The organism is Endozoicomonas acroporae, assembly GCF_002864045.1.
Classification (GTDB): Bacteria; Pseudomonadota; Gammaproteobacteria; order Pseudomonadales; family Endozoicomonadaceae; genus Endozoicomonas; species Endozoicomonas acroporae.
In genome coordinates this window covers 1-22,797 of the sequence record NZ_PJPV01000129.1, presented here as the reverse complement: position 1 = coordinate 22,797, position 22,797 = coordinate 1, and the positions used below count along the sequence as shown (strand labels likewise).

Annotated in this window: 13 protein-coding genes; 9 read left to right on the top strand and 4 right to left on the bottom strand. The window is 53.4% G+C overall.

What is annotated here, in order from left to right:
• Positions 1 to 13: 13 nt before the first annotated feature.
• The 3 genes from tldD to CX664_RS18005 all read right to left on the bottom strand — a co-directional run bounded on the left by tldD (position 14) and on the right by CX664_RS18005 (position 6,467).
• Complete coding sequence (gene tldD / locus CX664_RS18015; protein WP_101748067.1) at positions 14 to 1,453, bottom strand: metalloprotease TldD; 1,440 nt, start codon at positions 1,451 to 1,453, stop codon at positions 14 to 16.
• Between the two features lie 143 nt (positions 1,454 to 1,596).
• On the bottom strand, positions 1,597 to 5,022 hold the full coding sequence (locus CX664_RS18010) for a M26 family metallopeptidase (protein WP_146000123.1): 3,426 nt from the start codon (positions 5,020 to 5,022) through the stop codon (positions 1,597 to 1,599).
• Positions 5,023 to 5,147: 125 nt separating this feature from the next.
• Positions 5,148 to 6,467 carry a hypothetical protein gene (locus CX664_RS18005; protein WP_101748065.1) on the bottom strand — a complete coding sequence of 440 codons (1,320 nt, stop codon included), beginning with the start codon at positions 6,465 to 6,467 and terminating at the stop codon, positions 5,148 to 5,150.
• 220 nt (positions 6,468 to 6,687) lie between these two features.
• On the opposite strand from CX664_RS18005, the gene CX664_RS18000 reads away from it, so the two are divergent.
• Complete coding sequence (locus CX664_RS18000; RefSeq protein ID WP_219622228.1) at positions 6,688 to 7,149, top strand: efflux RND transporter periplasmic adaptor subunit; 462 nt, start codon at positions 6,688 to 6,690, stop codon at positions 7,147 to 7,149.
• 323 nt (positions 7,150 to 7,472) lie between these two features.
• Here CX664_RS18000 and CX664_RS17995 read toward each other — a convergent pair whose 3' ends face one another.
• On the bottom strand, positions 7,473 to 8,408 hold the full coding sequence (locus CX664_RS17995) for a hypothetical protein (RefSeq protein WP_101748064.1): 936 nt from the start codon (positions 8,406 to 8,408) through the stop codon (positions 7,473 to 7,475).
• 186 nt (positions 8,409 to 8,594) lie between these two features.
• Between CX664_RS17995 and CX664_RS27550 the strand changes: the two genes are divergently transcribed.
• From CX664_RS27550 to CX664_RS17950, 8 genes are all read left to right on the top strand, one after another.
• The gene (locus CX664_RS27550) at positions 8,595 to 9,131 is read left to right on the top strand and encodes an efflux RND transporter periplasmic adaptor subunit (protein ID WP_241693511.1); all 537 of its coding nucleotides are present in this window, start codon (positions 8,595 to 8,597) and stop codon (positions 9,129 to 9,131) included.
• A gap of 199 nt (positions 9,132 to 9,330) precedes the next feature.
• Positions 9,331 to 10,902 carry an SEL1-like repeat protein gene (locus tag CX664_RS17985; RefSeq protein WP_101748063.1) on the top strand — a complete coding sequence of 524 codons (1,572 nt, stop codon included), beginning with the start codon at positions 9,331 to 9,333 and terminating at the stop codon, positions 10,900 to 10,902.
• A gap of 169 nt (positions 10,903 to 11,071) precedes the next feature.
• The gene (locus CX664_RS17980; protein ID WP_101748062.1) at positions 11,072 to 12,271 is read left to right on the top strand and encodes an RING finger domain-containing protein; all 1,200 of its coding nucleotides are present in this window, start codon (positions 11,072 to 11,074) and stop codon (positions 12,269 to 12,271) included.
• Between the two features lie 202 nt (positions 12,272 to 12,473).
• The gene (locus CX664_RS17975; protein WP_101748061.1) at positions 12,474 to 13,928 is read left to right on the top strand and encodes an RING finger domain-containing protein; all 1,455 of its coding nucleotides are present in this window, start codon (positions 12,474 to 12,476) and stop codon (positions 13,926 to 13,928) included.
• A 525-nt stretch (positions 13,929 to 14,453) separates the two neighbouring features.
• Complete coding sequence (locus CX664_RS17965) at positions 14,454 to 16,319, top strand: RING finger domain-containing protein (RefSeq protein WP_101748059.1); 1,866 nt, start codon at positions 14,454 to 14,456, stop codon at positions 16,317 to 16,319.
• Between the two features lie 410 nt (positions 16,320 to 16,729).
• Positions 16,730 to 18,370, top strand: coding sequence for an RING finger domain-containing protein (locus CX664_RS17960; RefSeq protein WP_101748058.1), 1,641 nt, complete (start codon positions 16,730 to 16,732; stop codon positions 18,368 to 18,370).
• Positions 18,371 to 18,573: 203 nt separating this feature from the next.
• Entirely contained in the window at positions 18,574 to 20,496 is a 1,923-nt protein-coding gene (locus tag CX664_RS17955; RefSeq protein WP_101748057.1) for an RING finger domain-containing protein, read from the top strand.
• A gap of 266 nt (positions 20,497 to 20,762) precedes the next feature.
• Positions 20,763 to 22,379 carry an RING finger domain-containing protein gene (locus CX664_RS17950; protein WP_101748056.1) on the top strand — a complete coding sequence of 539 codons (1,617 nt, stop codon included), beginning with the start codon at positions 20,763 to 20,765 and terminating at the stop codon, positions 22,377 to 22,379.
• Positions 22,380 to 22,797: the final 418 nt, after the last annotated feature.

The following is a 22,797-nucleotide window of genomic DNA, read 5'->3' as shown; positions in this document are numbered from 1 at the left end:
CCGGCAGAGAATATTAAGCCGTACCACCCACGGTAATTTCATCAATCTTCAACGTCGGCTGACCAACACCCACCGGAACAGACTGACCATCCTTACCACAGACCCCGACACCCGGGTCCAGTTCCAGGTCATTGCCGACCATGGACACCTTGTTCATCACATCAGGGCCGTTACCGATCAGGGTTGCGCCCTTGACTGGCACGGTCTTTTTGCCATTTTCGATCAACCAGGCCTCACTGGTGGAGAACACAAACTTACCGGAGGTAATATCCACCTGACCACCGCCCATGTTCTCCACATAGATGCCTTTTTTAACGGTACTGATAATCTCCTCAGGGTCATGCTTGCCAGCCAGCATATAGGTATTGGTCATCCTTGGCATGGGCAGACAGGAATACGACTCACGTCGTCCATTACCGGTCGGTGTAACGCCCATTAAACGAGCGTTCAGCTTATCCTGCATATAGCCTTTGAGAATACCATTTTCAATCAGGACGGTGCTTTCTGTGGGTACGCCCTCATCGTCCATATTCATGGAACCACGACGACCGCCCAGCGTACCGTCATCAACAATGGTACAGAGTGGAGAAGCCACCCGTTCACCAATCCGGCCAGCATAGGCAGACGACCCTTTACGGTTAAAGTCACCTTCCAGTCCATGACCTACCGCTTCGTGCAGCAGCACCCCGGACCAGCCAGCGCTTAATACCACCGGCATGGTGCCTGCCGGAGCGGCCACTGCTTCAAGATTGGTCATCGCCTGACGCACGGCTTTGCGGGCATACTCAAGGCCGGTGTCGTTGAGCAGGAACTGAAGGTAGTCACCCCGGCCGCCGCCTCCGGCAGACCCGCGCTCAATACGCCCCTCTTTTTCAGCAATAACACTGACATTCAAACGAACCAGCGGGCGAATATCCGCGGCCAGCGTGCCATCGGAGGCGGCTACCAGCACCACCTCATGGACACCGGCCAGACTCACTGTCACCTGCTTGACACTGGGGTCGGCCTTGCGGGCTTCCTGGTCGAGCTTTTTCAGCAGATCAACTTTATCTTCACTGGTTAAAGAATCCAGAGGATTGGCGGTTCCGTAGAGCGACAGTGGCTGGCTGCGCTGCCATGCCTGAACCTGCTGCTGCTGGCCGACCCGGGCAATACTTCGGGCGGCACCGGCAGCCTGTTCCAGTGCCGGGAGAATAATTTCATTGGAGTAGGCAAAACCGGTCTTCTCGCCACTCATGGCGCGAACACCGACCCCGCTGTCGACATTGAAACTGCCTTCCTTAACGATGCCATCTTCCAGCACCCAGGACTCATGGCGCATGGATTGAAAATAGAGGTCAGCGGCATCCACATTGTGCCCCAGAATGTTATCCAGAATCCTGCTGAGTTCACTGTCGCCGATATTGGCTGGAGTCAGCAGTTGGTCGCGGGCTGTTGTAATAATATCGGTCATAGATTTTGTCACCACTTTTGTCAGCAGCGTGGCTTCACACTGGTTTATTTTTATTGCAAGCGTACTCCCTGAGAACGGGATAACTCAAGGGAAGTTTTAAATTTCTAAAGCAGCCTGAAATCCGAAAATAGCCTTTTGAGAAACTATATATCATCCAATTGCAGCAGTTGCTGTGGTTCAGACTCTTTTCCCCGATGGTAGTAGCGATAGAGACACACACCACCAAGACCGGCCACGGCAACCACGGCAGTAACGCCGACGACAATACCGGCAATTGCGCCTGTGCTCAGGCCTGTTGCAATGGCAGGTGCAGCCGCAGCCATTGTTGATGACGTGGGCAGGGTTAAAGGCATGCCCGTAAATGATGTCATCGGTGTTGTATCGGCAATTGCGCCTGTGCTCTGGCCTGTTGCAATGGCAGGTGTAGCCGCAGCCATTGTTGATGACGTGGGCAGGGTTAAAGGCATGCCCGTAAATGATGTCATCGGTGTTGTTGTTGGGCATGTGCCATCGGGTAATGATGAACTCAGCTGGCAATCGGAGCTGACAAAACGCTGGTCAGCTGAGGCACAGAGTGTATCGGCGCTGATATTGGTATCACTGTAGGTCTGAAAATTAACCCGGGTGTTTACGGTGCGGATATCAGTCAACCTCGCATCGGATATATCTGAAAACCCGCTGGCAGCATAGCCGGCAGCGACATCGGCACTGCTATTTTTACCAACCGCAATCACCTCGCTGTTTACGGCGGTTATGGCATTGAGTTTACCATAGCGCTCAATTTTACCGGCACCGACTCCGGCATTAGCACCGTTGCCCATGGTGAATACCCGGCAGTTCAGTGCAGTGATATTGTTTGCTTCCCCGGCAAGGCTTATAAATCCGGCACCAACTCCGGCATTGGCACCATCGCTAATGGTTCTTACGGTACTGTTAATCGCCGTCAGGTCACGGACTTCACCCCGAGGATCAATCTGGCCACCGCCAATGCCGGCGAAAGCGTCAGAGCCAGAGACTTCCACGTTGTTACATACCGACGTGAGATGGCTGAGTTTGCCCTTAATAAGCCCACCTCCGATCCCCCCATGGGCTTCGTCACCTTGGGTACTTACCCGGCTATTTTGTACCGTAACGTTATCAACCTGCCCCCGGATCTCACCCGCGACCATACCGGCAAGCTGGTCTCCCCCCCTTGTTTCAACGGTGCAGTTGTGTACTTCAATATTTTCAATGCGGCTTTCCTTGCTGAGTTGTTTTGCCGTAATAATACCCCCCTCTGCCGGGAAATCACCGTGAATGGTTACGCTGGCGTTGGCAACCTTGATATTCCCGATCCGGCTGGTGCCGTCCATGGTGCAGGCGACCACCGCTGCGGCTTCGTTTTCTGCCGATACCCGGGCATTAACCACTTGCAGATTGTTAACGCTGCCCCGAAGGTCCGGGAATAAACACATTGTTTGCTTATCAATGATACGCTTCTGTCCATCATAATGGCCGGAAAAAACGACAGTTTTATCATAATCCAGCTCAGAACCCTCCAGATCACCGGTCTGGATGTAGTGGACATCGGCTGGATACTCATCATCCAGGCCAATTTTATTGAACGTTTTGCTGTCGTTTATCGGAATGGGGTTCCAGACAGACCCACGTTCCGCAATTAATGGCGTTGTTGAGCAATTCCAGGGGTTATCCATAACAGGATCCGGCTGCACCTGACAGTCACTGGTGACTAAAAGTGGGTCGGCAGTACGGCATAAACCCGGCATCGTCAGATTCCCATAATTCTCCTCTTTACTGTTAACCCGGCTGTTGCGTGAGACTTCCCCGATCACGCCCTCCCTCCCCCTCCTATTCACACCGGCAGCGATACCAGCATTATTGCCAGTATCCGTGGTGACTGTGCAGTCCACTGCACGGGTATTGATCACCTTGCCGGTGTTGAAGCCTGCACCAATGGCAGCACCATCATTTGCGCCCCTGCCACCGGCTGAGACCGTGCAGTTAACTGCGGTGGTTCCGTTGACCCGGTCATGCACATACCCGCCGCCAATGCCGGCAGAGGCGGCATTCCCTTCGGTTCTCACGTGGCTGTCCAGGGCAACCAGGTCATTGATGGAACCCTTAACCTTGCCTACCAAAAACCGGTCGTCGCCAACCTGCCCACCACCAATACCGGCATAAGCCTTAGTGCCATTGGTAGTGACCCGACTCTTCACCACCGTCATGTCATTAATTTTCCCGGTGACCATTCCTCCGCCAATGCCGGCATCTGCACCATATTGGTCGGTGGTGACATTAGTCCCCGACACCGTCAGATGTTGTATATCACCATCGACCTCCCCCCCGCCAATCCCCGCATGCGCATGTTTGCCCCAGGTTTCTACCTGGCTGTCCGAAACCGTCAGCAGCTCAATCTGTCCTTCCATTTCGCCAGCGCCGATACCGGCATCTGAGTTTAAACCTGATGTTGTGACCCGAGCCCCCTCCACCTTCAGGAGGTTCATCTTACCCTGTGTTATACCAGCGCCGATCCCGGTCGGGGAGTAGTTTCCTGAGGTTGAGACCGAACTGTTTTTTACCTCGGCCCTCTCAATCAGGCCGCCTTTTTGCTGGAGCCCGGTAATAACACCGGTGCACGCTGGGTCAAACCGTTCAGATTTTCTGCTATTGATGATGCGGCTATCGTCGATCCGGACATCGCGGATCGTTGATTTTCCCTCCATTTTACAGGCCAATGCCGCTGAGAACTTATCCGCATTATTGATATCTGCCTTGTCCACGCGCAGGTCGCGGACCTCGGAACGATGCCCGAGCTTGTCAAATACGCAGCGACGGGGATGTCTGATGGTATGACAGTCACCGTTATAGTGGCCGGTGAACGGATGATCATCATCCCCCACTGACACGCTGCTGTTATGGCTGAAGGTTTTTGTCTGGCGGTAGTAAGCGTCAGGGGGGAACTCCTTACCAATTTTGCCCAGGGTTTCGCTATCACCCACCAGTATCGGGTTGTCCGGTGAGCCCGGTGTTCCAGCAGAGGGGGCAGCCGCCGCACCGGAAAGCCTGTCCAGGGCAACCATTGCCAGGGTCGCAGCAGCGGGGCCGGACATGCTGCCTCCGCAACGGTTGACCGGCCTGTTCTGTTTTCGTCCTGGTGCTTCTGTGGCCATCATGCTGTACAAATCCTGAGTCAGGGCAACAGATGAGCAGAGGGTGCTGACTGCATCGCTGACAACCTTAACGGAAGGTATCCAACAGGAGGCTACCTTACTGGCCAGTCCAACTTTCCGGACGATATCGGTCATCAAGCCTGTCCTGCCGCTGTTATTATCGGAATCGGCCGGGTTCATTACATCCACTGTTACGGGCTGGCTTATCAGGGTGGGTTGCAGCAGGTTTTCGGGGACATAAGCCGGCGACAGCGAAGCGAAGAAAGAGGTGATGCCTGATCGAATGGTAACGGCAAACCTCCCGGATTTACCCACAGGTTCAGACTGGGTTGTCGAGGCAATTCCCGGGTTTTCTGCAGGGGCGGTCAGAGTAGCGTTCAATGGCAAATGTGATTGCATGTATTGTTCTCCATAATGTTGTCAACACAGTTTCAAACAGGCAGAAAGCCAGCACTGCTGCCAGGAGGAATCCGCTGCCTGCAAGCCAGCCATGCAGGCAGCAGAACATTCATAAATGGGTACAATCAGTTATTGGCCTGCTGGTTTAAGTGTTCCAACGGTATTTCAGGTTCCGCTGGCTGCTGTGCTTCGTCCCGACGATGATAGTGTTGGTAGAGAGCGCATAGACCAATGCCCGCAACGATCGTGACAGCGGTACCCAGGCTGACACCCAGGACAACCCAGGGACTGATGGTTCCAGCCAATGGTGCAGGCGTGATGGGCAGTGCCGTTGCCGCCGTTGGCAATGGTGTTGTGGTAGTGATCGTGGCATTGATGGACGGTAACGGCGTTGAGGTGGTGCTTCCTGTAATGGTTGTACCAGACAACACAGTAGTTGCGTTGGTCATTGATGCGTCGCTAGCGATCGTGGAATTGCTGGACTGTAATGGCGTTGTCGGGTTAGATGAACTGTTATCTTTTATTTGATTTTCCCCTGCCGAGCTTATCGAACTTTGGGCGGGCGTCGAACTGATCAAACTGGTTGTGCTGGCCATTGACGAAAGTGATGTTTGACTGCTCGTGGTCCCGGTTTTCATTGACGACGTACTCGATGATCCTTTGGGAGAGCCCGTGGGTGATTGCGTTGTACTGGAAGACACAGAAAGAGTTGGACCGCTCATTTCTTTACTTTTATTGTCGGGTACCGAGGCTGTGTTACTTTGGAGGGACTTCGTACTGAAGTCCAAAGATGATGTTAAGCTGGGTCTTGATGAAGACTCCTGGGCCGCAGCCCCCGCCAGCCGATCCATCGCCATCAGGGTGACGGTTGCCATGGCCGGACCTGATACACGGTTTGTTGTGCCCGAAGCGGTTACCGGCTTGCCCGGCTTTTCATCTTCCTGTTTTTTATCAGTGACCTTTTGCAAATGATGTTTTGACACATTTTCTGAACCGCTGGTTGGCTCTTTACCCGACTTTCCCGACTTTCCCGACTTTCCCGACTTTCCCAAAATAGCCATATTATCCAGGCTATTCGCCAGAGAAACGTAAGAACAGATTGTTCCTATCGCATCGCTCACTGCACTCACATTGGGTACCCAGCAGGAAAGTGCCTTGCTGGCCAGCCCAACCCCCTGGACGACATTATCCGCCAGGCTTGTTTTGTCGTTTTTATTGTCAGCAGGCAGCGTATTGGTAACCGGGGCAGTTGGCTGGTTGGTTTGTCGTTCATGCTCAGGAATATAATTGGGAGAGAGAGAGCTGAAGAAGGAAGTAATACCTGACTGGACAGCAACTGCAAACTTTCCTAATGTACCAGTGGGATTGGTTTTTGCTGGTTCGTCAGGGTAGAGATTGCTGGTTACTTCTGACAGTGGTACATGAGTTGAAGAAAATGGTTGCACAATTTACTCCATAGATGTTGTCTCGGTTATACATTGAGAGAGCCATTGTCGTATGAGTAAAAAACAAAGGCATACACTGGGAGGCTAGATGGCTTTTTGTCGTTGTTTCAGTTTTGGTAAGATTGCTTTGGACTATATAAGGCCATAAGCAATTTCTTTTCCGTGAAAAATATTTTGCTTTATTCGATTGCTCTCACTTTTTGTGTCGGCTTGTGCAACGTTGAGCTCGACTATTTCCAAACCCTGCACGAGTCTTGGAGGGTGCGGTCAAGAAGACGTTGCTCAAACCAAAACTGCCGTTATTCAACCTGCCCTGACAGAAGTGGTCAGCAGCAGTATCAATGATGAACTCAGTTTTAATGGCGTAGTCCGTGCTGCTGAACGAGCCAACCTCGCCTTTCGTATAGGCGGGCTGATCACCGACATCCGGGTAAAAGAAGGTGATTACATCAAACAGGGGGACCTGCTGGCCAAACTGGATACCCGGGATGCCAAAACAGCACTTGCGTCGGCGGAGCTTGAGCTGCAAAGTGCAGAGGATGACTATAATCGCGCCAAAGCGATTTTTTTGTTAAAAGCCGGGCGATTTCCAAAAGTGATCTGGACGCCATCACCACCCGATTCAATCTGGCCCGGAACCGTGTCGATGAAGCAAAACGACAGTATGAGTACACCGAGCTGAGAGCACCTTTTAACGGCATCATCGGTCGTAAACTGGTGGACAACCATATCCAGATCCAGGCCAATGCGCCAGTGCTGGTACTGCATGACCCGAGTGACCTGGATCAAGGGAAGTTTACAATTTCTCATAATGCATTTTGTTCAGTTTACCGGTTTCCATGGCCTCCCTGAACCACGGATTACTCTCCCTTTCTACACCGCATACCATCAGCCTTTTCCGGGAGGCTGCCCAATGACGTGAGTACAAACTGAATAGTCGTACAGATTCGCTACAAAGATTATTTCACACCATGCGGGCAGCATAACCTGCATAAATGGGCTCGATCAGTTATTGGCCTGCTGATTTAAGGGTTCCAACGGTATTTCAGGGTCCGCTTGTTGCTGTGCCTCGTCCCGACGATGATAGTATTGACTGAGAGCGTATAGACCAACGCCTCCAGCGATCGTGACAATCATGACAGCGGTACTCAGGCTGAAACCCAGGACAGACCAGGGACTGTCCCAGTGACAGAAGGTTCCAGCCGATGGTGTTGTGGTAGTGTTCGTGGCATTGATGGACGGTAACGGCGTTGTGGGGATAGATGAACTGTTCTCTTTTATTTGACTTTCCCCTGTCGAGCTTGTCGAACTGATCGAACTTCTTGGTGAAGACTCCTGGGCCGCAGCCCCCGCCAGCCGATCCATCGCCATCAGGGTGACGGTTGCCATGGCCGGACCTGATACACGGTTTGTTGTGCCCGAAGCGGTTACCGACTTGCCCGGCTTTTCATCTTCCTGTTTTTTATCAGTGACCTTTTGCGAAGGGTCTTTTGACACATTTTCTGAACCGATGGTTGGCTCTTTACCCGGCTTTCCCGACTTTCCCGAAACAGCCATATCATCCAGTCTATTTGCCAGGAAAATGGAAGAACAGATGGTTCCTATCGCATCGCCCACTGCACTGGCATTGGGTACCCAGCAGGAAAGTGCCTTGCTGGCCAGCCCAACCCCCTGGACGACATTATCCGCCAGGCTTGTTTTGTCGTTTTTATGGTCAGCAGGCACAGTGCTGGCAACCGGGGCCGTTGGCTGGCTGATGTGTCGTTGATGTTCAGGAACATAATTTGGAGAGAGAGATCTGAAGAAGGAGGTAACTCCTGACTGGACGGCAACGGCAAACTTTCCTAATGTACCGGTGGGGTTGCTTTTTGCTGGTTCGTCACGGTAGGGATTACTGGTTACATCGATCAGTGGTGCATGAGTTGAAGAAAATGGCTGCACAATTTACTCCATAGATGTTGTCTCGGTTATACATTGAGTGCCATTGTCGTATGAGTAAAAAACAAAGGCATACACTGGGAGCCTAGATGGCTTTTTGTCGTTATTTCAGTTTTGGTAAGATTGCTTTGGACTACATAAGGCCATAAGCAATTTCTTTTGCCGTGAAAAATATTCTGCTTTATTCGGTTGGCATCAATAAAAGTCACCAGACTGGCCGCTGGTATTGCCCTGGCATCACTCCTGCCTGGAGGGTGTGGTAAAGAAGACGTTACTCAAACCAAACCTGTCGTTATCCAACCTGCCCTGACTGAAATAGTAAGCAGCAGTGTCAGTGATGAACTCAGCTTTAATGGTGTGGTCCGTTCCGCTGAACGAGCCAATCTTGCCTTTCGTGTGGGAGGGTTGCTGACAGAGATCCGCGTAAAAGAAGGTGATCACGTCAAACAGGGGGACCTGCTGGCCAGACTGGATGCCCGGGATGCCAGGACAACCCTTGAGTCCGCCGAACTCCGGCCTCATGTATTGTGCCAGTCATCCTTCGACAAGCTCAGGATGAACGGAGATCGAGTTCAAAATGTCGAAATTATTTCAGGACAGCTCCTTAAGAACCAGGGAGAAGGCGGCGGCCACTGTGTTTTTGACCATCATATCCTGCCTCGCCTGAACAGCCTCAGATCTGAAGAGTATTCGGCCTCCTGTGTTTCTGACGCCCTATTGCGCTGAGGATTGGCGCTTTAGTTGGTGATCGTCGTCTTTTCTCAAGGTACAAATCTTCATGCTCATCACCGTCGCTGGAAACACGACAGATATTGTATACTGTAGATCTTTTTTTTGAATTTTTAGCGCTTGGTTATTGGATCTTTTTGGCGTTTACCCGGTCTGAGTAACCAACCCAGAAAACGTAAGTGAAAAAGCCTCTTACATGGACAGCGTTCCCTCCAGTCCGGCAGAAGCCATACCCGCTGAGAATGCAATCTGCCCGATATGCCACGATGATCTCTACCGACCTGAAGACCCGGAATTTGCGGGCAGGCAAGTCACCATAGCCAGGCCTTGCGGGCATAAATTCCACCTTAACTGCCTTACCCCCTGGACCGATGATCACCTGACGTGCCCCGTGGGGCGCAGAGTCATTGAGAATGTAGAGGTGGAAATCCTCACCCTGCCCCCGGACTGGCGGCAACAGATGATCACGGCAGCACAGGAGGGCGATATCAGGACCATCCGCGCCCTGCTGAACCGGGGGGCGGACGTGGGTGCAGGCCAGCCAGGTGAGCCTACCCCCCTGATCTGGGCCGCTACCAACAAGCATCTTGAGGTTGCCCTGCTGCTGGCCAGCAGGGGAGGCCCCGACCCGATCGGTCTGTGCAAGCTGGGGGATCTGTTCCAGGATGGTGGCGAGGGCATTGAGGTAGATCTGCATGAAACGGAGCGCTGGTATATGAAGGCGGCCATGCTGGGGAATGACTTAGCCATGAACAACCTGGGCCTCCTGTATAACAATGGTGGCGAGGGCTTTCCGGCAGATCTGCACAAGGCAAAATACTGGCTGCAAAAGGCGGCTGATCTGGATAACACTGTTGCCATGTACAACCTGGGCGAACTCTATGAGCAAGGTGGAGCGGACTTTCCGGTAGATCTCCGTGAGGCAGAACGATGGTACATTAAAGCGGCCAGACTGGATGATGCCATATCCATGTACAACCTGGGCTACCTGAATGAGCATGGTGGCAAGGACTTTCCGGTCAATCTACACGAAGCTGAGCTCTGGTACTTAAAGGCGATTGAGCATGGGCATACTGGTGCCATGAACAACCTGGGGTTCCTGTATTTGGAAGGTGGCAAGGGCTTGCCAGCAAATCCGGAGCAAGGGAAGTTCCTGTTGTTCAAGGCGGCCGGGCTGGATGATGAGTCAGCCATGTATAACCTGGGCTTACTGTATCAGCATGGTGGCGTGGGCTTTGAGGTAGATCTGCATGAAGCTGAACGTTGGTACCTAAATGCCGCTGAGCTGGGGGATGTTATGGCTATGAACAACCTGGGCTACCTGTATGAGCATGGCAGCAAGGACTTTGCGGTAGATCTGGGCAAAGCGGAGCACTGGTACCTGGAAGCGGTTCGGCTGGAGTATTCTGTGGCCATGAACAACCTGGGCCTCCTGTATTTGTACGGTGGCGAGGGCTTGCCAGCGAATCCGGAGCAAGGGAAACGCTTGTTGCTCAAGGCGGTCGCGCTGGGGAACGCTTCAGCCATGAACAACCTGGGCTGCCTTTACAGGGATGGTGGCGAGGGCTTTGAGGTAGATCTGCCCCAGGCAAGAGCCTTGTTTCGCAAGGCGGCTGGGCTGGGAGATGCCTCGGCCATGAGAAACCTGAAAAAACTCCCTGAACCGCAACCCGCTAAAAAACGCGGGTTTGATGAAGCCTTTCCTGATGAACCCGGCCACGCCTGGCCGGAAGGCGAATCCGGGGCTGGAGGCACAAAACGGTGTTAACGAGGGCTTCCCGACAGATCAGCTACAAGCGTTAATCACAAAGCTGCAATTATTCCCGGCAGAGATGTGCCCCGTTGATGATCATTGAGATTTTCAGAGCCTGGTAATGGATATTTTTGGGGGCTACCCGGTCTGAGTAATCAACCCAAACACGCAAGGGGTACCTTAGATGAACCGTGTTTCGTCCATTGCAGCAGTCATACCCACTGCCCCCCCAAACTGCCCGATCTGCCACGATGATCTCTACCGACCTGAAAATCCCGAGTTTGCGGGCAGGTACGTCGCCACAGCCAGGCCCTGCGGGCATAAATTCCACTTTAACTGCCTTGATCGCTGGAGAAAGGATCATCTTGAGTGCCCTTACGGGCGAAGGGCCATTGAGGATATGGTGTTGGAAAACCGGACCTTGCCCAGGGACTGGCAGCAGCAGATGACCAATGCGGCAAAACAAGGCGATATCGGGATCATCCGGGTTCTGCTGAACCTGGGTGCGGACGTGGATGCGGGCCAGAGCCCGGGTAAAACACCACTGGCCCTGGCCGCTACCAATAAGCACCTCGATGTTGCCCTGCTACTGGCCGACCTGGGTGGGTCCGACCTGATCGGTCTGAGACAACTGGGGTTTCTGTACCGGTTGGGTTGCGAGGGTGTTCCGGTCGATCTGCACGAAGCTGAGCGCTGGTTCCTTAAGGCGGCCGAGCTGGGGGATGCTTTTGCCATGTGTAACCTGGCTCACCTGTATCATCTTGGTGGCGAGGGTTTTAAGGTAGATCTGCGTAAAGCGGAGCACTGGTACCTGAAGCTGGTTGGGCTGGGCAATGTCACGGGCATGAGCAATCTGGGTTACCTGTATCAGTATGGTGGCGAGGGCTTTGAGGCAGATCCGGACCGGGGAACGTTCCTGTTGTTCAAGGCAGCCGGGCTGGGGAGTGTTTCAGCCATGTACAACCTTGGCAACCTGTATCACCATGGTGGCGTGGGCTTTAAGATAGATCTGCGCAAAGCGGAGCACTGGTATCTGCAGGCGATCAGGCGGGGGCGTTCTGCGGCCATGAACAATTTGGGTGTCCTGTATCTGCGCGGTGGCAAAGACTTTCCGGCAAATCCGTACGAGGGAAAACGCCTGTTGCTCAAGGCGGCCGGGCTGGGTGATGCTGTCGCCATGTACCACCTGGGCCAGCTGTATGAGTATGGTAGAGTGGACTTTCCGGCAGATCCCGGCAAAGCGCAGAGCTGGTACCAGAAGGCGGCTGAATTGAGGAATGCCCGGGCCATGAAAAAACTGGAAGAACTCTCTAAACCGCAACCCGCTAAAAAACGCGGGCTTGATGAACCCTTTCCTGATGAACCCGGCCACGCCTGCCCGTAAGGCGAATCCGGGGCTGAAGGCATAAAAGGATGATAGCGAGGTCTTCCAGATCAGCTATGAGCGTTAATCACAAAGCTTCAATGATTCCCGGCAGAGATGTGACCCGTTGATGATCGTTAAGATTTTCAGAGCCTGGTAACGGATATTTTTGGGGGCTACCCGGTCTGAGTAACGGACTTAGCAATGTAACGAAGCCCCTTACATGAACAGCGTTCCATCCAGTGCGACTGTAGCCATACCCACCGCCCCCTCTGACTGCCCGATCTGCCACGATGACCTCTACCGACCTGAAAAGCCAGAGTTTGCGGGCAGGCACGTCGCCATAGCCAGGCCCTGCGGGCATAAATTCCACCTTAACTGCCTTACCCGCTGGACAGAAGCTCATCTGAAGTGCCCCTGCGGGCGAGGGGCCATTGAGAGTGTGGTGCTGGAAAACCTGACCTTGCCCAGGGGCTGGAAGCAGCAGATGGTCAAGGCGGCAAAGAAAGGCGATATCGGGATCATCCGGGCCCTGCTGAACCGGGGTGCGGACGTGGATGCGGGCCAGAGCCCAGGCAAAACACCACTAACCCTGGCCGCTATCAATAAGCACCTCGATGTTGCCCTGCTGCTGGCCAACCGGGGAGGGTCCGACCCAATCGGCCTGAGAAAGCTGGGGTATCTGTACCGGCTTGGCGGCGAGGGCATTCCGTTAGATCTGTGCAAAGCGGAGCAATGGTACCTTAAGGCGGCTGAGCTGGGGGACGCTTCCGCCATGTACAGCCTGGGCTGCCTGTATCAGAATGGTGGCGAGGGCATTGCGGTAGATCTGCGTAAAGCGGAGCGTTGGTACCTTAAGGCGGCTGAACTGGGGCATACTTTTGCCATGAACAACCTGGGTCACCTTTATCAGCATGGTCGCGAGGGCTTTAAGGCAGATCCGGACCAGGGAAAGTTCCTGTTGTTCAAGGCGGCCGGGCAGGGCTGTGCCACCGCCATGTACAACCTGGGGTGCCTCTATCAGCATGGTGGCGTGGGTTTTGAGGTAGATTTGCGTGAAGCCGAGCGATGGTACCTGAAGGCGATTGGACTGGGGTATCCCCGGGCCATGAATAACCTGGGTGAACTGTATCTGCGCGGTGACAGGGGCTTTGAGGCAAATCCATATCTGGGAAAGCGCCTGTTGCTCAGGGCCTCTGGGCTGGGGATTACGCAATCCATGAACATCCTCGGCAACCGTTATGCGAATGGTGGCGAAGGCTTTGAGGCAGACCCACACAAAGCGGAAAATTTGTACCTCAAGGCCGCTGAGCTGGGACATGTTTCAGCCATGAGCAACCTGGGCTGCTTATATCTGTATGGTCGCAAACGCTTTCCAGTGGATCTGCAACGGGCGAAGTGTTGGTTGCTCAAGGCGGCTGATCTGGGTAACGCTGCGGCCATGTTCCACCTGAGTCATCTGTATGAGCATGGTGGGGCGGACTTCCCGGTAGATCTGGACCAGGCGAAGGCCTGGTTGCTCAAGGCTGCTGAGTTGGGGAATGACCTGGCCATGAAAAAACTGGAAAAACTCTCTAAACCGCTACCAGCTAAAAAACGCGGGTTTGATGAAGCCTTTCCTGATGAACCCGGCCGCGCCCACCCAAAGGGCGAATCCACGGCATCAGACAGTAAGTAGTTAACCAAATGAAATCATATATTTCTGACTAAGTGGGCAGTCACTCTGCGGCGTTGCAACTCCGGTCACATAGCTACGGCTATGCTCCCTACGTTGCGCCTTGCATAGTAACTGCCCACTTAGCCAGAAATATACGATTCCATTTGGCCAACTACTTAACGGGTATAAAACGATGGTAGAGAAGGCTACCCGATAGATCCACCAAATGCCCATGGTACGTGACAATATTTTGCGTCCCCCGGGAGGCTGTCCAGAGTTATTTCAGGACAGCTCCTAACCAGTGCTGGCCTGTTAAAGTTCACGTCGATTTAAACGACAATAAATTTGTATCTCTATACTTCCTGCATCCATAAAATTGTGTACGTTATAACCGTATAACCGCCTTCTTTTCGGATATTTTGACCTGTTCTGGAATTCAGGAAATCCACAAAGCTGTTTTTTGATATTTTCAGAACCTGGTACGGGATATTTTTGAGATCAACACAGTCAGAGTAACAATCCCAAAACGTAAGGGAGTTACCTGGCATGAACAGCGTTCCCTCCAGTGCAGCTGCAGTTGTTGTACCCACCGAGCCCCCAATCTGCCCGATCTGCCATGATAGCCTCTACTCATCCAAAAATCGGAAGTTTGTGGGCAGGCACGTCGCTATTGCCAGGCCCTGCGGGCATAAGTTTCACTTTAAGTGCCTTTCCCGCTGGACCAAAGACCATCTGACCTGCCCTTACGGGCGGGAAGTCATTAACAATATGGTGGTGAAAAACCTGCCCCTGCCCCGTGGCTGGCGGCGTCAAATGGTCAACGCGGCAAAGGAGGGTGATCTCAAGATCATCCAGACCCTGCTGCAACGGGGAGCAAAAGTCGATGCGGGCCGGACTTCAGGAAAAACCCCCCTGGCCTGGGCCGCTGCCAATAAGCACCTCGATGCCGCCCTGCTGCTGGCCAGAAGGGGTGGATCCGACCCGATCGGTCTGAGCAACCTGGGGTGTCTTTTCCAGGATGGTGGTGAGGGCATTCCGGTAGATCTGCACAAAGCGGAGCACTGGTACCTCAAGGCGGCTGAGTTGGGGGATATTGCCGCCATGTGGCAGCTGGGCCACCTGTATCAGCATGGTGGCAAGGGCTTTCCGGTAGATCTGCACCAAGCCGAGAGCTGGTACCTTAAGGCGGCTGAGCTGGGGGATATTGCAGCCATGTGCAGACTGGGCATCGTCTTTGCAAATGGTGGCGAGGGCTTTCCAGCCGATCTGCACAAAGCCGAGAGCTGGTACCTTAAGGCGGCTGAGCTGGGGGATATTATAGCCATGAACAACCTGGGCTGCCTGTATCATGATGGTGGCAAGGACTTCGCGGTAGATCTGCGCAAAGCGGAGCACTGGTACCGTGAGGCGGCTGGATTGGGGGATGCCTGCGCCATGACTAACCTGGCCATACTGTATCTGGATGGCGGCGAGGGCTTACCGGCAGATCAGGATCAGGGAAAGTTCCTGTTGTTCAAGGCGGCTGGAATGGGGGATGTTGGAGCCATGACCTGTCTGGGCTGGCAGTATTTCAAGGGTAACAATGGCTTTGAGAAAGATCTGCACCAGGCGAAATCCTGGTGGCTCAAGATGGTTGAGCTGGGAGATGCTCACGCCATGTATAACCTGGGTTACCTGTATCTGCATGGTGGCGAGAGCTTTCCGGCAGATCTGCACCAGGCGAAAATCTGGTTGCTCAAGGTGGTTGAGCTGGGGGAAGATCCAGACATTATAGCTTCAGCCATGAACCATCTGGGCTACCTTCATAACTATGCTGACCAGGACTTTCGGTTAGATCTGCGTGAAGCGGAGCGCTTGTACCTGAAAGCCATTGAGCTGGGGTCTCCTCTGGCCATGAGTAAACTGGGTAACCTGTATCTGGGTGGTGGCAAGAACTTTCCGGCAGACCGGCACAAGGGAAAACGCCTGTTGCTCAAGGCGGCTGAGCTAGGAAATGCGCCAGCCATGAACACCCTCGGCAACCGTTATTTGCTTGGTGACGTGGGCTTTGAGGCAGATCCGCACAAAGCAAAACATTTTTTCCTCAAGGCCGCTGAGCTCGGATATGTTTCAGCCATGAGCAACCTGGGCTGGTTATATCTGTATGGTCGCAAACACTTTCAGGTGGATCTGCAGCAGGCGAAGTTCTGGTTGCTCAAGGCGGCTGACCTGGGTAACGCCTGGGCCATGTTCCACCTGAGTCATCTGTATGAGCATGGTGGGGCGGACTTCCCGGTAGATCTGGACCAGGCGAAGGCCTGGTTGCTCAAGGCGGCTGAGTTAGGGAATGACCTGGCCATCAAAAAACTGGAAAAAGTCTCTAAACCACAACCCGCTAAAAAACGCGGGTTTGATCAAGCCTTTCCTGAATGAATCTGTATCTCTATACCTCCTGCATCCATAAAATTGTGTACGTTATAACCGTATAACCCAATGGCACTGACTTAAGCTTAAAAGCCCCGTAAATAGGGGTATTGATATAGGTTGATAGATTTGAATTTGAACCACAAAGGCACAGAGACACAAAGAAAAGATTTCTATTTTCTTCCTTTGTGTCTCTGTGCCTTTGTGGTGAAAGTCTTTTAACTAACGATGGCAAGGCTTTCACGCTTAAGTCAGTGCCATTGCCGTATAACCGCCTTCTTTTCGGATATTTTGACCTGTTCTGGAATTCAGGAAATCCACAAAGCTGTTTTTTGATATTTTTAGATCCTGGTACGGGATATTTTTGAGATCAACACAGTCAGAGTAACAATCCCAAAAACGTAAGGGAGTTACCTGGCGTGAACAGCGTGCCCTCCAGTGCAGCAGTTGTTGTACCCACCGAGCCCCCAATCTGCCCGATCTGCCATGATGGCCTCTACTCACCCAAAAATCGGAAGTTTGTGGGCAGGCGCGTCGCTATTGCCAGACCCTGCGGGCATAAGTTTCACTTTAAGTGCCTTTCCCGCTGGACAAAAGACCATCTGACCTGCCCTCACGGGCAAGAAGTCATTAACAATATGGTGGTGAAAAACCTGCCCCTGCCCCGGGGCTGGAAGAACCAGATGATCAACGCGGCAGAGGAGGGTGATATCAAGATCATCCAGGCCCTGCTGCAACGTGGGGCGAAGGTGGATGCGGGCCGAACTGCGGGTAAAACTCCCCTGGCCCTGGCCGTTGCCAATAAGCACCTCGATGCAGCCCTGCTGCTGGCCGGAAGGGGAGGATCCGACCCGATCGGTCTGAGCAACCTGGGAAGGCTGTTCCATGATGGTGGTGAGGGCATTCCGGTAGATCTGCACAAGGCGGAGCATTGGTATCTCAAGGCGGCTGAGTTGGGGGATATTGAAGCCATGTGGCATCTGGGTTACCTGTATCAGTTTGGTGGCGAGGGCTTTTCGATAGATCTGCACAAGGCCGAGAGCTGGTACCTTAAGGCTGCTGAGCTGGGGGATATTGAAGCCATGCGCAGCCTGGGCATCGTGTATGCACATGGTGGCGAGGGCTTTCCAGCAGATCCACACAAAGCCGAGAGCTGGTACCTAAAGGCGGCTGAGCTGGGGGATACTACAGCCATGAATAACCTGGCCTACCTGTATCATCATGGAGGCAGGGACTTCGCGGTAGATCTGCGCAAAGCGGAGCACTGGTACCTGAAGGCGGTTGGATTGGGGAATATCTGCTCCATGAGTAACCTGGCCCTACTGTATCTGGAGGGCGGCGAGGGCTTACCGGCAGATCAGGATCAGGGAAAGTCCCTGTTGTTCAAGGTGGCTGGGCTGGGGGATGCTGTAGCCATGTCCAATCTGGGCTGTCTGTATGCCGACGGTGACAATGGCTTTGAGAAAGATCTGCACCAGGCGAAATCCTGGTGGCTCAAGGCGGCTGGGCTGGGGTGTGCTGAAGCCATGAAACAGCTGAGTTACCTTTATCTGCATGGTGATGTGGGCTTTCCGGCAGATCTGCACCAGGCGAAAATCTGGTTCCTTAAGGTGGTTGAGCTGGGGAAAGATCCAGCCATTATAGCTTCAGCCATGTACATGCTGGGTCGCCTAAATCATTTTGGTGGCGCGGGCTTTGAGGTAGATCTGCATGAAGCAGAGCGATGGTACCTGAAGGCGGCCGGGCTGGGGGATGTTTTAGCCATGTACAACATGGGTCGTCTATATCAGTATGGTGGCGTGGGCTTTGAGATAGATCTGCCTGAAGCGGAGCGCTGGTACCTGAAAGCCATTGAGCTGGGATCGCCTCTGGCCATGAGTAGCCTGGGTCACCTGTATCTGCGTGGTGGCGAGAACTTTCCGGAACATAGGAACAAGGGAAAACGCCTGTTGCTCAAGGCGGCTGAGTTGAAGAGAGACCTGGCCATCAAAAAACTGGAAAAAGCCTCTAAACCGCAACCAGCTAAAAAACGCGGGTTTGATGAAGCCTTTCCTGAATGAATCTGTATCTATATACCTCCTGCATCCATAAAATTGTGTACGTTATAACCGTATAACCGCCTTCTTTCCGGATATTTTGACCTGTTCTGGAATTCAGGAAATCCACAAAGCTGTTTTTTGATATTTTTAGATCCTGGTACGGGATATTTTTGAGATCAACACAGTCAGAGTAGCAATCCCAAAAACGTAGGGAGTTACCTGGCATGAACAGCGTTCCCTCCAGCGCAGCAGCAGTTGTACCCACCGAGCCCCCAATCTGCCCGATCTGCCATGATGGCCTCTACTCACCCAAAAATCGGAAGTTTGTGGGCAGGCGCGTCGCTATTGCCAGGCCCTGCGGGCATAAGTTTCACTTTAAGTGCCTTTCCCACTGGACAAAAGACCATCTGACCTGCCCTTACGGGCGGGAAGTCATTAAAAATATGGTGGTGAAAAACCTGCCTCTGCCCCGGGGCTGGAAGAACCAGATGATCAACGCGGCAGAGGAGGGTGATATCAAGATCATCCAGGCCCTGCTACAACGGGGGGCGAAGGTGGATGCGGGCCAGACTGCGGGTAACACTCCCCTGGCCCTGGCCGTTGCCAATAAGCACCTCGATGCGGCCCTGCTGCTGGCCAGCAGGGGCGGATCCGACCCGATCAGTCTGAGAAATCTGGGGATTCTTTTCAAGCATGGTGATGAGGGCATTGCGGTAGATCTGCACAAAGCGGAGCACTGGTATCTCAAGGCGGCTGAGTTGGGGGATATTGCCGCCATGTGGCATCTGGGCTTCCTGTATCAGTTTGGTGGCGAGGGCTTTTCGATAGATCTGCACAAAGCCGAGAGCTGGTACCTCAAGGCGGCTGAGCTGGGGGATATGAAAGCCATGTGCAGCCTGGGCATCGTCTATGCAGATGGTGGCGAGGGCTTTGCAGCCGATCTGCACAAAGCCGAGAGCTGGTACCTTAAGGCGGCTGAGCTGGGGGATATTACAGCCATGAATAACCTGGCCTACCTGTATCATGATGGTGGCAAGGACTTCGCGGCAGATCTGCGCAAAGCGGAGCACTGGTACCTGAAGGCGGTTGGATTGGGGGATGTCTGCGCCATGAATAACCTGGCCCTACTGTATCTGGATGGCGGCGAGGGCTTATCGGCAGATCTGGCTCAGGGAAAGTCCCTGTTGTTCAAGGCGGCTGGGCTGGGGGATACTGAAGCCATGACCAATCTGGGCTGGCAGTATGCCGGCGGTAACAATGGCTTTGAGAAAGATCTGCACCAGGCGAAATCCTGGTGGCTCAAGGCGGTTGAGCTGGGGGAAGATCCAGCCATGTTAGCTTCAGCCATGCACCAGCTGGGTTACCTTCATCACTATGGTGGCGAGGGCTTTGAGGTAGATCTGCGTGCAGCGGAGCACTGGTATCTTAAGGGTGCCGGGCTTGGGGATGCTTCCGCCATGTACGCCCTGGGCCACCTGTATCAGCATGGTGGCGTGGGCTTCGAGGTAGATCTGCGTGAAGCGGAGCGTTGGTACCTGAAGGCGGTTCACCTGGAGTATCCTCCCGCCATGAATAACCTGGGTGACCTGTATCTGCGCGGTGGCAGGAGCTTTAAGACAGATCCGTGCCGGGGAAAACAACTGTTGCTCAAGGCGGCCGGGCTGGGGAATTCGTCATCCATGAACATCCTCGCTGGCCGTTATCTGCATGGTGGCGAGGGCTTTAAGGTAGATCCACACAAAACGGAACTTTTGTACAGCAAATCCGCTGAACTCGGAGATGCTACAGCGATGAACAACCTGGGCCACTTATATCTGTATGGTCACAAGCACTTTCCGGCAGATCTGCAAAAGGCGAAGTGTTGGTTGCTCAAGGCGGCTGATCTGGGTAACGCTGCTGCCATGTACAACCTGAGCGAGCTGTATGAGCGTGGTGGAACGGATTTTCCGGTAGATCTGGAGCAAGCGAGGGCCTGGCTGCTCAAGGCGGCCGGGCTGGGGAATGCCCGGGCCATGAAAAAACTGGAAAAACTGGAAAAACTCTCTGAACCACAACCCGCTAAAAAACGCGGGTTTGATGAAGCCTTTCCTGATGAACCCGGCCGCGCCCACCCAGAGGACGAATCCAAGGCAGCAGACTGTAAGTAGTTAACCAAATGCCCATGGCACGTGACAATATTTTGCCCCCCCGGGAGTGAAAAAAGGTTCAGCAAAATATGTTTCTACTTCCTGCATCGATAAAATTGTGTGCGATATAACCGTATAACCGCCTTCTTTTCCGATATTTTGATTTGTTCTGGAATTCAGGAAATCCACAAAGCTGTTTTTTGATATTTTTAGATCCTGGTACGGGATATTTTTGAGATCAACACAGTCAGAGTAGCAATCCTGAAAACGTAAGGGTGTTACCTGGCATGAAGAGCGTTCCCTCCAGGGCAGCAGTTGTACCCACCGAGCCCCCAATCTGCCCGATCTGCCATGATGGCCTCTACTCATCCACAAATCGGAAGTTTGTGGGCAGGCGCGTCGCTATTGCCAGGCCCTGCGGGCATAAGTTTCACTTTAAGTGCCTTTCCCGCTGGACAAAAGACCATCTGACCTGCCCTTACGGACGGGAAGTCATTAACAATATGGTGGTGAAAAAACTGCCCCTGCCCCGGGGCTGGCGGCGTCAGATGGTCAACGCGGCACAGGAGGGTGATATCAAGATCATCCAGGCCCTGCTGCAACGGGGGGCGAAGGTGGATGCGGGCCGGACTGCGGGTAACACTCCCCTGGCCCTGGCCGTTGCCAATAAGCATCTCGATGCGGCCCTGCTGCTGGCCAGAAGGGGCGGATCTGACCCGATCGGTCTGAGAAACCTGGGGGGGCTTTTCAAAGATGGTGGTGAGGGCATTCCGGTAGATCTGCACAAAGCGGAGCATTGGTATCTCAAGGCGGCTGAGTTGGGGGATATTGACGCCATGTGGCATCTGGGCTACCTGTATCAGTTTGGTGGCGAGGGCTTTGAGATAGATCTGCACAAAGCCGAGAGCTGGTACCTAAAGGCGGCTGAGCTGGGGGATATTGCAGCCATGTGCAGCCTGGGCATCGTCTACGCAAAGGGTGGCGAGGGCTTTCCAGTCGATCTGAACAAAGCCGAAAGCTGGTACCTTAAGGCGGCTGAGCTAGGGGATACTATAGCCATGAATAACCTGGCCTACCGGTATCAGCATGGTGGCAAGGACTTCGCGGTGGATCTGCGCAAAGCGGAGCACTGGTACCTGCGGGCGGCTGGATTGGGGGATGCCTGCGCCATGAATAACCTGGCCCTACTGTATCTGGATGGCGGCGAGGGCTTACCGGCAGATCATCAGGATCAGGGAAAGTTCCTGTTGCTCAAGGCGGCTGGGCTGGGGGATGTTGGAGCCATGACCAACCTGGGCTGGCAGTATTACCAGGGTGACAATGGCTTTGAGAAAGATCTGCACCAGGCAAAATCCTGGTGGCTCAAGGCGGTTGAGCTGGGACATGCTACAGCCATGCATCACCTGGGTTACCTGTATCTGTATGGTGGCAAGAGCTTTCCGGCAGATCTGCACCAGGCGAAAACCTTGTTACTCAAAGTGGTTGAGCTGGGGAAAGATCCAGTCATTATAGCTTCAGCCATGTACCATCTGGGCTACCTTCATCACTATGCTGACGAGGACTTTGGGGTAGATTTGCGTGAAGCGGAGCGGTGGTACCTGAAGGCGGCCATGCTGGACAATGATTCCGCCATGAACAAGCTGGGTGGCCTTTATCTATTTGGTGACGAGGGCTTTCCGATAGATCCGCAAGAGGCGGCCCCCTGGTTGATCAGAGCGGCTGAGCGGGGTAATGCTTCAGCCATGAATAAACTGGGCATCCTGTTTGAGCTTGGTGGCATGGGCTTTGGGGTAAATCTGGATGAAGCGGAGCGCTGGTACCGTAAGGCAGCCAGGCTGGGGCATGCCAAGGCTATAAAAAATCTGAGGAACCTCAAAAGCAGTGTGGAGGTAGCTTCCCGATAGATCCGCTAAAAGCCTTTGGGTAAAAGTTCAGAGTACATTCAGGCAGAGGATGAATCAGGAAGATTATAAGTAGTTGGCCAAATGGAATAGTATTTTCTGGCTAAGTGGGCAGTTACTATGCAAGGCACAACGTAGGGAGCATAGCCGTAGCTATGTGACCGTAGTTGTAACGCCGCAGAGTGACTGTCCACTTAGTCAGAAAATACGATTTCATTTGGTTAACTACTTATCGGCCGGGTTATTTTTTCGGCTTATTGGAGAACAGCCTGTCCAGGGTCATTTTAGGGTCAGCAAAGGAGCCATGAATGCCCATCGAATCCTTAAAACAGGCGTTCTTTTAAACGCAGGAATGAATAGCCAGTACATAAAGATGCCCAGGCAGTTGGCGACGATATCCCAGAACGATGGGTGGCGATAG

Coding starts and splice junctions, on each gene's coding strand:
- tldD (WP_101748067.1), bottom strand. CDS start 1,453: ATGACCGATATTATTACAACAGCCCGCGACCAACTGCTGACTCCAGCC.
- CX664_RS18010 (WP_146000123.1), bottom strand. CDS start 5,022: ATGCAATCACATTTGCCATTGAACGCTACTCTGACCGCCCCTGCAGAA.
- CX664_RS17985 (WP_101748063.1), top strand. CDS start 9,331: ATGGACAGCGTTCCCTCCAGTCCGGCAGAAGCCATACCCGCTGAGAAT.
- CX664_RS17980 (WP_101748062.1), top strand. CDS start 11,072: ATGAACCGTGTTTCGTCCATTGCAGCAGTCATACCCACTGCCCCCCCA.
- CX664_RS17975 (WP_101748061.1), top strand. CDS start 12,474: ATGAACAGCGTTCCATCCAGTGCGACTGTAGCCATACCCACCGCCCCC.
- CX664_RS17965 (WP_101748059.1), top strand. CDS start 14,454: ATGAACAGCGTTCCCTCCAGTGCAGCTGCAGTTGTTGTACCCACCGAG.
- CX664_RS17955 (WP_101748057.1), top strand. CDS start 18,574: ATGAACAGCGTTCCCTCCAGCGCAGCAGCAGTTGTACCCACCGAGCCC.
- CX664_RS17950 (WP_101748056.1), top strand. CDS start 20,763: ATGAAGAGCGTTCCCTCCAGGGCAGCAGTTGTACCCACCGAGCCCCCA.